This is a genomic window from Streptomyces cellostaticus (assembly GCF_001513965.1).
In the GTDB taxonomy this organism is placed as follows: Bacteria; Actinomycetota; Actinomycetes; order Streptomycetales; family Streptomycetaceae; genus Streptomyces; species Streptomyces cellostaticus.
Map to the genome: position 1 here is coordinate 35,669 of NZ_KQ948022.1, position 11,838 is coordinate 47,506.

Annotated in this window: 7 protein-coding genes; 2 read left to right on the plus strand and 5 right to left on the minus strand. The window is 71.1% G+C overall.

The features are described from left to right. Window positions 1-17 precede the first annotated feature (17 nt). Both AQI88_RS16875 and AQI88_RS16880 read right to left on the minus strand, forming a co-directional pair. Window positions 18-1,046 carry an LLM class flavin-dependent oxidoreductase gene (locus AQI88_RS16875; RefSeq protein WP_066999279.1) on the minus strand — a complete coding sequence of 343 codons (1,029 nt, stop codon included), beginning with the start codon at window positions 1,044-1,046 and terminating at the stop codon, window positions 18-20. A 67-nt stretch (window positions 1,047-1,113) separates the two neighbouring features. Continuing rightward, window positions 1,114-2,616: a metallophosphoesterase family protein gene (locus tag AQI88_RS16880; RefSeq protein ID WP_066999282.1), complete on the minus strand. Its 1,503-nt coding sequence runs from the start codon at window positions 2,614-2,616 to the stop codon at window positions 1,114-1,116. Between the two features lie 59 nt (window positions 2,617-2,675). Here AQI88_RS16880 and AQI88_RS16885 point away from each other — a divergent pair, with 59 nt between their 5' ends. After that, window positions 2,676-5,003, plus strand: coding sequence for a zinc-dependent metalloprotease (locus AQI88_RS16885; protein WP_244184171.1), 2,328 nt, complete (start codon window positions 2,676-2,678; stop codon window positions 5,001-5,003). Between the two features lie 4 nt (window positions 5,004-5,007). On the opposite strand, the gene AQI88_RS16890 is transcribed toward AQI88_RS16885, so the two are convergent. Next, complete coding sequence (locus AQI88_RS16890; protein ID WP_159050349.1) at window positions 5,008-6,804, minus strand: alkaline phosphatase family protein; 1,797 nt, start codon at window positions 6,802-6,804, stop codon at window positions 5,008-5,010. A 458-nt stretch (window positions 6,805-7,262) separates the two neighbouring features. Between AQI88_RS16890 and AQI88_RS16895 the strand changes: the two genes are divergently transcribed. Then, window positions 7,263-9,659, plus strand: a complete 2,397-nt coding sequence (locus tag AQI88_RS16895; RefSeq protein WP_066999291.1) for a M4 family metallopeptidase — start codon at window positions 7,263-7,265, stop codon at window positions 9,657-9,659. 47 nt (window positions 9,660-9,706) lie between these two features. On the opposite strand, the gene AQI88_RS16900 is transcribed toward AQI88_RS16895, so the two are convergent. Together AQI88_RS16900 and AQI88_RS16905 are read right to left on the minus strand one after the other, a co-directional pair. After that, entirely contained in the window at window positions 9,707-10,906 is a 1,200-nt protein-coding gene (locus AQI88_RS16900; protein ID WP_066999294.1) for a glycoside hydrolase family 64 protein, read from the minus strand. Between the two features lie 148 nt (window positions 10,907-11,054). Further along, entirely contained in the window at window positions 11,055-11,810 is a 756-nt protein-coding gene (locus AQI88_RS16905; RefSeq protein WP_066999297.1) for a dienelactone hydrolase family protein, read from the minus strand. Window positions 11,811-11,838 lie beyond the last annotated feature (28 nt).

Sequence of the window (11,838 nt, forward strand, 5' to 3'; positions counted from 1 at the left end):
GGCGGGCCGCTGGTGAGTCAGTCCGCGGGCCGCCACCCCAGGGCCGGGCCCAGCTTCGTCGCCATGTCCGTCAGGATCTGTATGTAGTCCTCGTGCTCGAAGGTGAACGGCAGCGCGAACGCCACCTCGTCGATCTCGCGGAACGCGGCGTGCGCGTGCAGCCGCTCGGCCAGTTCGTCGGAGGTGCCGACCAGATCGGGGGCGAAGAGGAGCCGCGCCGGGCCCTGCGGGGAGGCCGTCCGGGGGAGGCGCTCGGCCGCGTACGCCTCGTACTTGGCCCGCTGCTCGGGGTTCGCGGAGTCGGTGGGGATCACCACCAGGCCCTGGGAGACACGGGCCGTGTCTCCGTCGGGGTGCTGGGCGCGGAAGGCGCGGATGTGGCCGAGCTGGATCTCCGCGAAGTCCAGCGGGCCGTCCGGATCCTCTGCCTTGACCACGCTGCTGGTCAGGAAGTTCATGCCGTGCTCGCCCGCCCAGCGTGCCGAGCCGAGGCTTGCGCCGCCGTACCACAGCCGTCGGCCGAGCCCGGGGGAGTGCGGCTGGACGACGTCCGAGAACACTTCGAAGCCCTCCACCCCGCTGAAGTCGGTGGCCGGTTTGCCGCGCACGAAGTCCAGCAGCCGCCGCACCCGCTCGTAGCTGAAGTCCTCGGCGTCCGCTGTGTCCGGGTACAGGGCCTCCTTCACCTGCTCGAAGTGCATCGGCGGGCCCACGCTGACCCCGGGGTTCAGCCGGCCGCCGGACAGCAGGTCCACCGTCGCCAGGTCCTCGGCGAGGCGCAGCGGGTTCTCCCAGCCCAGCGGGATCACCGCGGTGCCCAGCTGGATGCGGCGGGTGCGCTGCGAGGCCGCGGCCAGCACCGCGACCGGGGACGAGATGCCGTACTGGAGATGGCGGTGCCGGACCCAGGCGCTGTCGAAGCCCAGCCGTTCGCCCAGCTCGATGATCTCCAGCGTGGACTCGTGGCCCCGGCCCGGGGCGGCCGCGTCGAACAGACCGATCGTGAGGAAGCCCAGCTTGCGCAGCGGGCGGGCGGTGGACGGCACGGGCTCCTCCAGCGGTCGTACGTCGGCTCTGCTCCGATTCTGGCAGGCGAGTGTGACAACCGTGTGATCACTTCAGCGGGATGGTGACCTCGTCCTCGACCGGCGGGTCCAGTTCCTGGGCGCGGTTGCCCGTCGCGGCGAAGCAGCGCAGCCGTACCGCTTGCGGGGTGACGTCCAGGCGCAGGAAGCACTTGAAGAACGGCGGGCTGTAGGTGGCGGATCCGGGCGAGAACAGCTGGGTGTAGAGCTTGCGCACGGGCAGCCGGAACCGGGAGGTGCGGTCGGGGCGGCCGCCGGTGCCCAGCAGGCTCGCGACCAGGCGGGTGCGGCGGGTGACCCGGGCGTCCGGGCCGGGCGCCCGGCCCGTCTCGATGCCGAGCTGTTCGGCGACGACGGCCGTCGCCTCGGACTCGGTGAGCGTGAAGAAGCGGCGCAGGCGCAGCCGGTGGCCGTACAGGCGGCTGTAGAAGGCCAGCGAGTCGCCGCGCAGCGGATAGCAGCGGAAGTCCCGCTCGGTGACGTGTCCGACCGACACCCGCGGGATGGTGTGCGTGGCGTGCATGAACGCGCCGCCGCCGCCCGCGACCACGTACTGGACGGTGCGGCCGTCCACGTCGACGGGGTAGCGCTGGTAGTTGTGGATGTCCCCGCCGATCGCGGCCACGTAGTGGTGCTCCGGGTCACGGACGATGTCGTCGACCGTGCCGCCGCCCTCGATGGCGCAGGGGTGGTGCTCGCCGTCCACGTACAGCGGCGAGCCGGTGATCAGGATCTTCGGCTTCGGCCCCCGGGAGACCTCCCGCAGCCACGCGCCCTGTTCGGCGTCGATCGTGCCCAGCAGCCCGGTGTCGATGCCGACGATCCGCACCGGTCCGGCGTCGATCGCCCAGTACGGCCCCGGCTGGACGGCCTGTTGACCCGGAGCCGACCGCAACTTCCATGCCTCGGCAAGGTGTTGACCGTCCGTAGGGTGCGGCCGGTGCCAGAGCCGGGCGCGCCACCAGGCCCGGGTGAGCGGGCGGGGTGCGGGCTCGGGGTCGAGCGGCGGTGTGTCGGCGCAGAAGACGCGCATGAACGCGCCGAGATCCTCATACCAGTCGTGGTTGCCCGGTATCGCGTATATCGGCGCTGGGTAGTCCTGGTACGGCCGGAAGAACTTGGTGCCGTAGTCGTCCGCGCTGCCGACGGGATAGATCACGTCGCTCGCGATCACCGCGAAGTCGGTGTCCTGCCCCGCCTTCAGAAAGCCTGGTACCACGGAGTACTGGGAGTCGTCGCCCTCGCCGGTGTCGCCGATCACCATGAAGGAGAACCGGTCCGGCACCTCCCGGCGGATCACCTTGTCGGCGGGAGCACCGGCCTCGGCCCGCCGAGCCACCCAACGGCTGCGGGTACGGCCCGTGGGGTCGCCGAACCAGGACGCCAGCACCCCGTTCCGGGCGGCCCACAGGGTCCTCGGGTTCAGCCACGACAGCTTCTCGACGTGGCCGGGCATGAGCTGCCGGTAGGCGCCGCGTTCGGCAGAGCCCCAGCCGGCGCCCTGTGCGGTATCGCGTGAGGAGTCAGACACGCCGTGAACCGTAACAACGAGCCGGTCCCGCCTCGCAGGGCGGGGCCTGACACCATGCGATGCGGACCCGCACCGACCGAGAGGCCCGTATGACCGGCGACGACTCCAGCGCCCCCGACTTCCTCGACCTCGTGCCCGACCGTGAAGGAGGCCCGGAGCGGCTGCTGTTGGGCATCCGCCGCTTCGACGAGCCGTTCCTGCTCACCGTCTCCCTCTCCCAGGGCGTCGGTTCCAGCGAGCTGTGGCTGGACCGGGGGCGGGCGGGCAAGGCCCGGCTGGCGGAGTTCCGCCGGGCGAACCGCCGGGTGCTGCTCGTCGTCCTCAACAAGCACTTTCTGACCAGCGGCGACGCGGCAGCCGTCCGGGCGGGCCAGGAGTCCTTCGCCGTGTCCGTGGTGTGGAGCGGGCCGGTGCTGCGGGAGGAGGAGGGCACGGTCGTCGTGGACGCCACCGGGCTCGTCCTGTACGACCACGACCGCGTCGCCGGGCACTTGGAGGACGAGGGGCAGGGCGAGTACGCGCTCGACGCCGCGACGAGTCTCCCGCTCCTCGCCGACAGTCGCACCGGCCCCGCCGCCACCCGCCTGCCCGCCCTCCTCACCTTCCGGGGACCGGGCCGGGGCGCGGCCCTGAGGGCGGTCGCCGCCGACCCGCGCGCGGTGAGCGTCGTCCAGCAGCTGAACCTGCTGCGCCTGCCCGAGTCCCCGCTGCCCGCCCGTCGTTACCACCCGGCCTCCGGCGGCTACGGCATCGGGTACGCCGACCACGGCCTGGCCGGCCGCGCGGACATCCAGGTCAAGGTCCAGCCCCGGTTCCGCGCCGAGCCCGGCGGCGCGGGCGTCGTCTTCCGCGTCGACCCCGCCATCCCCGAGCCCTTCCGCACGGCCGTCGTCGAGGGCGGCAACTGGTGGCGGGAGGCCTTCGCCCGGACCGGCCTGCCGGACGCCTACCGTGTGGAGGCCGCAGGCCCGGACTTCGACCCGTACGACCCGGCGGTCAACGGCGTGGTGTGGGTGCACCGTTCCGGCCGCGGCTGGTCCTTGGGGCAGGGCCTGACCGACCCGCGCACCGGGGAGATCCTGCACGCCCGGGTACGGCTCGGCTCCCAGCGCGTCGACCAGGTCCGGGCGCTCGGCGAGGCGCTGCTCGCTCCCTATGGCCGCCCCGACGAGGCGGAACGGCTGGCCGCGGTCGAGGAGTTGGTGCTCGCCCGGCTGCGCCTGCTCGCCGCGCACGAGATCGGCCACGCCCTGGGGTTCATGCACAACTTCGCCAGCACGCGGCACCCGGCGCCGTCCGTGATGGACTACCCGCACCCTCGCGTCACCGTGACCGACACCGGCGAGCTCGACCTCGCCCACGCCTACGCCACCGGCCTCGGCCCCTGGGACCACTTCCTCGTCGCCCACGCCTACGGCCACTTCGCCGACGAGGAGCGCGAGTTGGCCGGACTGCGCCGCGCGGCCGCCGAGGCCGGCCTGGTGTACGTCAGCGACGAGGACGCCCAGGGCACCTCGGCCGCCCACCCCGACGGCGTCCCCTGGGTGACCGGGGGAGACGCGCTCCAGGCCCTGGAGACGGTGCTGCGGGTGCGCCGTATCGCCCTGGAGGGCTTCTCGCGCGGGGTGCTGCCGCCCGGCCGGCAGACCGGCGAACTGGAGGAGCGGGCGGTGCTGCTGCACCTGCTGCACCGCCACGAGGTCACCGCCGTCGCCCGGCTCGTCGGCGGAGTCCGGTACGGCTATGCGCAGGCCGGGGACGATGCGCCGGGCGGCGAGCCCGTCGACGCGGGCACCCAGCACACGGCCCTGAACCGGTTGGCCGCTCTGCTCCGCACGGACCGACTCGGCCTGCCACAGGCGGTGTTGGACGTCATCACCCCGCCGGCCATCCGGTACGTCCGGACCGACCAGTACTTCGACACCGGCACCGGACGGCTCCCCGACCCCTTCGAAGCCGTGCGGACCGCCGTCACCCTCGTCACCCGCGAACTGCTCGATCCCGCCCGGCTCGGCCGCGTGGCCTGGCAGCACGCCGCCGACCCTGCCATGCCGGGCGCCCGGGACGTCGTCGACGCCCTCCTGGAGGCGACCTGGCTGAGCGACGAGGAGCACCGGGCTGCGGAGGTGCCGGGCCGGCCGGGCGTCCGGGACACGGCCGACTGGACCGTCCTGAACCACCTCCTCACTGCCCTCGACACCCCCGGCCTGCCCGCCCCGGTCAGGGCCACGCTCAAGGCCGCCCTGCGCGCACTCGCGGTCCGCTTGCGCGAACGGGGCGGCGAACAGCGGGTCGAGGCTGCCGAGTTGATCGCCTCCTACCTGGCCGATCCGCGCTCGGTACGGCTCGACCCGCTGCCCCGGGTGCCGCCCGGTGCGCCGAACTGACCGGTCAGCCGACGGTCAGTGAGAACGGCCCGGCCAGCACGGAGTAGCCGTCGTCGGCCAGGTAGTACACGTCGTACGTGCCTGCTCCGTTGAGCTTGCCGGTGGAGAAGGTGGCCGCGCCGCCGGCGTTGGGGGTGTAGGCCCAGGTCAGTGCGGACCTCTGGCCCGGGGTGACACCGGCCGGGTAGATGCCGATCCAGTTCTTCGCGCTCACCTGCGCGGCGGACGGCACGGCGTACCGGAGGGTGACGTTGCCGCCGTTCGCGACCGCGTTCAGGTCGCCGGTGAGCGTCGGTGCCGTCGCGGTGGACGGTGCGAAGGCGGCGTTCAGCGGCGTCGCGTAGCTGTCGTTGGCGGTCAGACCGGGCAGGCCGAGGGCCGCCTCGACGGTGCGGGCGATGCCGTAGTGGTCGTAGTGGGCCGGGCTGCTGGTCCCGGCCGGGACGGTGCCCTGTGAGCCGAGGACTGTGGTGGCGATGTGGTTGTACGCCTCACTCTGGCTCTCGTCCCAGGTCAGGACGAGCAGCGAGCGCTGCTGGGTCCAGGCGGGGGAGGACAGCACCGGGGCGAGGGTCTGCTTCAGCCAGCCGTCCTGCGTCTTCAGGCTGGTGGCGTTGCCGTTGCCGGAGGCCTCGCCGTCGTAGTAGTCGTCGGCGGCGATCCAGGAGAAATCCGGGGTGGTCGCGGCGGACTGCAGGTCGGTGGTCAGCTGCGAGGTGTCGAACAGGTGCGCGGCGCAGCGGGCCGGATTGCCGCTGATGTCGGTGTAGTTGATGAACGGCGCGTCATCGGGCTCGTAGTAGCTGTCGTACTTGTTGCTGGTGTTGCAGGGCGTGCCCATACCCTGCTCGTAGGCCTTCCAGCTCTTGCCGGCCGCCTCCAGGGTGTCGCCCAGGTTGCGCTGCGGAGAGTTGATGTTGGGCCAGTAAATGGCGCCCTTGGCGTAGGTGTCGCCGCCGGCGACGGCGAGGTAGTTCTCGTCGCTCGGGTGGTAGACGCCGTGGAAGTCGGTCAGCGTCGCGCCCTGGTTCATCAGGCTGTGCATGTAGGGCGTGTCGGCCGGATCGTTCATGACCTCGGAGTAGTCGGTGTTCTCCATCATGACCATGAACACGTGGTCGTAGCCGGGCACTCGGGAGGCGGGCGGGGTGAGCGGGGCCGGTGCGGTGACCGGGGTGTCCAGGGTGAGGGAGAGGTTGTCGAGGTAGCCGGTCTCGTGCGACGTCGACAGGAACTGCACCTCGACCTGGATCGACCGGGTCCCCGCGGGGACCGCGCCGGTGGTGCTGCGGGAGAGGAACTTGGTCGCCAGGCCCCGGTCGGACGCGGAGACCGTCGCCAGCTTGGCCGTCGCGCCGAGCGGGCGGCCGTTCGCGTCGTGGAAGTGCAGGCCGACCGCCACGTAGCCGCTGTACGTGGTCCAGCCGCCGAGCCAGCCGGAGAGGTTGTAGTGGACGCCGCCGCCGTCGATGGCCGTGGCCGCCGAGGAGACGTCCACGGTCTGCGCCATCGAGCCGTCACCGAAGTTGCCGGGCCCGAAGAAGGCTTTGCCGGGGGAGCTGCCGTCGCCGGGCAGCCCGAAGGACCCGGCGGTGTGGCACATGACGTCCACCCCGCCGGCCTGGGTGGTCCAGCCCGGCACCGTGGTGGCCGCGGCCCAGTCGTCGGTGCAGTGGCCGCCGGCCTCCGCATCGCCGTTGACGATCAGATTGCCGCTGCTCCCGGCCGCGTGGGCCGGCTGAGCGCAGACGATCAGCGCGCCGAGGAGGGCGAGCAGCCCGCCGAGGGATCTCCAGCGCATGCGCATGCGTGTACCTCGTCCCGTTGAGAAGGGTGTCGTGAGGATGAGGGCCTTACGGCCCGGCTGTGCACGATGAACGGGACATGGGTATCGGCCGGTGCTGTCGAACGGAAGAATCAGCGCCAAACTTGACCAGACAAGTTGGCACGGAGTCGGTCAGGCAGCACCCTGCTGCGCGGCATCGCCGGACGCCGGGAGCAAGGTCCTGCCCGCCCACACCCTGCGCCTGCTCGCGGTGGGCCGTGGTCCGCAGCGGACGACATAGGGAAAACCCTCGAATACCCCCGATGTGGCTGACATGTGCGGGTCAAGGCTGAAATCCTCCCCCAATACACACATCCTCCAAGATGTGTTCACGGACCACGGTCCCCGCACAGCTCAGCTCGTCCCGGGCAGCACACCCGTCTGCCCGGTCTGTCACCGGCCGCGACCCGGCGGCCGCAGCAGGAGGAGTACGAGTGAGACGTCATCCCCACAGACGGGCCACGGTCGGAGCCGCACTGGTCTCCACCGCGGCCTTCCTCGCCGTCGGCATCCAGGCGGTTCCGGCGACCGCCGAGCCCGCAGGGCCCCACCCCAGTCCCCTGCACACCGGAGGCCTGGAGGCGAAGCTCACCCCGGCGCAGCACTCCGCGCTGATCAAGAGCGCCAGGCAGAAGACGGCCGCGACCGCCCGCACCCTCGGCCTCGGCGCACAGGAGAAGCTGGTCGTCAAGGACGTCGTCAAGGACAACGACGGCACCCTGCACACCCGGTACGAGCGCACCTACGCCGGCCTCCCCGTCCTCGGCGGCGACCTCATCGTGCACACCCCGCCCGCCTCCCGGGCCGCGGGCACCGTGACCACGACCTTCAACAACAAGCGCACCGTCAAGGTCGCCTCCACCACCGCGACCTTCACCAAGGCCGCCGCCGAGTCCAAGGCCCTGAAGGCAGCGCAGGCTCTCGACGCCAAGAAGGCCACGACCGACAGCGCCAGCAAGGTGATCTGGGCCGGCAGCGGCACCCCGAAGCTCGCCTGGGAGACCGTGATCGGCGGCTTCCAGGACGACGGCACGCCCAGCCAGCTCCACGTCGTCACCGACGCCACCACCGGCAAGGAGCTGTACCGCTACCAGGCGGTCAAGACCGGCACGGGCAACACCCAGTACAGCGGCACGGTCACCCTGAACACCACGCTGTCGGGATCGACGTACCAGCTGTACGACACCACGCGCGGCGGTCACAAGACCTACAGCCTCAACAACGGCACCTCCGGCACCGGCACCCTGATGACCGACTCCGACGACGTCTGGGGCACCGGGTCCGGCTCCAACACCCAGACCGCCGGGGCCGACGCCGCCTACGGCGCGCAGGAGACCTGGGACTTCTACAAGAACACCTTCGGGCGCAGCGGCATCAGGAACGACGGCGTCGCCGCCTACTCGCGCGTCCACTACAGCAGCAACTACGTCAACGCCTTCTGGGACGACAGCTGCTTCTGCATGACCTACGGCGACGGCTCCGGCGGCACCCACGCCCTGACCTCGCTGGACGTGGCCGGCCACGAGATGAGCCACGGCGTCACCTCCAACACCGCCGGCCTCGAATACAGCGACGAGTCGGGCGGGCTGAACGAGGCGACCTCCGATATCTTCGGCACGGGCGTGGAGTTCTACGCCAACAACAGCTCCGATGTCGGTGACTACCTCATCGGCGAGAAGATCGACATCAACGGCGACGGCTCGCCGCTGCGCTACATGGACAAGCCGAGCAAGGACGGTTCGTCCGCCGACAGCTGGTACTCCGGGGTCGGCAACCTGGACGTGCACTACTCCTCGGGCCCCGCGAACCACATGTTCTACCTGCTGTCCGAGGGCAGCGGCACCAAGGTCATCAACGGCGTCACCTACAACAGCCCGACCTCGGACGGCGTCGCGGTCACCGGCATCGGCCGGGCCGCCGCGCTGCAGATCTGGTACAAGGCGCTGACCTCGTACATGACGTCCAGCACCGACTACGCCGCGGCCCGCACCGCCGCCCTCAATGCGGCCGCCGCGCTCTACGGCACCAACTCCACCCAGTACGCCGGGGTGGGCAACGCCTTCGCCGGCATCAACGTCGGCAGCCACATCAACCCGCCCAGCAGCGGAGTGACGGTCACCAACCCGGGCAGTCAGACCGCCACCGTCGGCACGGCGGTCAGCCTGCAGATCCAGGCGAGCAGCACCAACAGCGGTGCGCTCAGCTACAGCGCCTCCGGTCTGCCGGCCGGCCTGTCGATCAACAGCTCGACCGGCCTGATCTCCGGCACACCCACCACCGCGGGCACCTCGAACACCACGGTCACGGTGACCGACTCCACCGGCGCGACCGGCACCGCGACCTTCGGCTGGACGGTCAACTCCGGCGGAGGCGGCGGTTGCACATCGACCCAGATGCTGGCCAACCCCGGCTTCGAATCGGGCGGCACCGGCTGGACGGCGACCAGCGGAGTCATCACCACCGACAGCGGTGAGGCGGCCCACGGCGGCTCCTACAAGGCCTGGCTCGACGGCTACGGCTCCTCGCACACCGACACCCTGTCCCAGTCGGTGACGATCCCCGCGGGCTGCAAGGCGACCCTGACCTTCTACCTGCACATCGACAGCGACGAGACCACCAGCAGCACCCAGTACGACAAGCTGACGGTGACCGCCGGTTCGAAGACCCTGGCGACCTACTCGAACCTCAACAAGGCCTCCGGCTACAGCCAGAAGTCCTTCGACCTGTCCTCGCTGGCGGGCTCGACGGTCACGCTGAAGTTCAACGGAGTGGAGGACTCCTCGCTCCAGACCAGCTTCGTCGTGGACGACACCGCCCTGACGACCGGCTGACGCACACGCAGCGGTCCCGCACCCGTCGGGTGCGGGACCGTGGCATGTCAGCTCAGCGGATCCAGCGTCAGATACGCCTGCTGCGGGCTGCCGTCGTGGACCAGCGACTCCTGGTTGCCGACATCGTCGAAGGCGAACGCGTACGCCTTGCCGTCGGCCGTCTGCGCGTGGATCTTGCGCGCGTACTGGTTGGTCACCTGGTCCTGGTAGAAGTCCGCCGCCGAGGTGTCCGGCTGGTTGGGGTTGACCAGCAGGGTGGAGCGGTTGAAACCGGCGCACAGCGTGCGGGAGATGGGCCCGCGCACCTGGTCGTTGGGCGCGTCCAGCAGCTTGTGGCAGCCGAAGACGCTGTCCGCGTCCGGCTTCTGGAAGCTCGTGACGACCGCGCCGGAGGAGTTGGTGAAGTTCATGACGTTCCCCGAGACCCGGCCGTAGTACTTGGTGTTCGGCTGGTCGGCGAACGGTGTGACGGTCAGCGTCGACGCCGCGTACTTCTGCCAGACCCGGCTGACGTAGTCGTCCATCACGTTCGCCGGGAGAGCGCCGGTCTCCACGCCGTACAGCGGGGACAGGGCGCGCAGTACGGTGCCGTCGGAGCGCGTCTGGATCAGCTTGGCCCAGCCGCCCGGCTGGCCGCGCAGCGCGTCGAAGAAGCCGGCGTAGCCACCGGACTTGAGGTGCCCGGTGCTGCTCACGCTGCCGTCGGGGCGCTGCACGCCGACCGCGTACGGCGCCGAGAACATGTCCACCTGGGTGCTGTTGAGCCACAGCCCGGAGTCGTTCAGCGTGTACTCCGACCAGTTGAACAGGATGTTCCGGTTGGGGTCGGACGGGTTCTGCACGGCCGGCTGCACCAGCCCGCCGGTGGTCAGTCTGAAGTCGAGCTTCTGGCCGTAGGAGAAGTAGATCCGGCCGGAGAACTTCGGGATCCGGATCGTCCTGGACTGCCCGGCCGCCGGGCCCGTGATCGCCGCGTCCGGCGCGGGAGTCGGCGGGTTGCCGCCCGCCGGCCAGGCGTGGAAGGCGCCGTTGGCATCGGCCCAGCCCTGCTGTCCCGTGGACAGCTGGGTGCCGAGGTCGTAGACGTACACCGGGCCGGAGCGGCCCGAGTTGTTGGTGATCTTCAGCGGGATGGTGTCCGGTACGGCGGCACCGGCGTGGTCCGGTGCGGCCAGTGTGAGGAGGCCGCCGGTCAGGGCCGCCGCTGCCGCCAGGGGCAGCGCCGGGCGCGTGATGCTGAGGAGCACTCTCCACCTCCGTGTGGGGTCGGGGTTGTACGGACGTTGGTCCGTACCTGCGTGAGAGCGCTCTCAGCGTTGCGGTCAGGCGCGTGCATGTCAATGAGGGGGACGGGATCCGGGCGGCGCCCGCCGCAGGGCGGGCACCCCGCATACCTCAGAAGGTGCGCTTCAGCAGGTCGAGAAGGGCCGCCCAGTGCCGCTCGTCGGCCTCACGGCTGTAGGCGGGGGTGTCCGCCTGGGAGTAGCCGTGGTGAGCACCCGGGTAGACCTCGCTGGTGTGCCGTACGCCGGCGGCGGTGAGCGCGTCGTCCAGGCGCCGGATCTGCTCCTCGGGCATGGAGTGGTCCTGGTCGGCGTGGCCGAAGTACAGCTCCGCGGTGATGTGCTCGGCGCCCAGGTGCGGGCTGTCCGGGGCATCGGTGGCCAGCCGGCCACCGTGGAAGCCCGCCGCCGCGGCCACCCGCTCGGGGTGGGTGGCCGCCGTGCGCAGCACCAGGCGGGCGCCCATGCAGTAACCGGTCAGCGCGACCGGGCCGTCGGCGACCAGAGGGCTGTCGGCGAGCCAGTCCAGATACGCGTCCGCGTCCCGCTTCGTCTGCTCGGGGGTGAGAGAGGCCATGACCGGGGTGATCCGCTCCCAGATGGTCGGATCGGCCGCAGGGTCGATGAACTCCGGAAGCTCGCCGATCGGGGTGCGGCCGTGCCGGTAGAAGACGTTCGGCACCAGGACCGTGTGACCGGCCCCGGCGAGCCGGTCGGCCTGCGCCCTCAGCTGCGGGCGCAGGCCGTAGGCGTCCTGGTAGAAGAGGACGCCCGGATGCGGGTTACCGTCCGCGGGGTGGGCGAGGTAGGCGTCGGCGGTGCCGTCCGCGGTCGGGATGTCGACGGCTGTTCCCTGTATGGCGGTCATGGTGAGAAGCCTCCTGAGGAATCAGCGG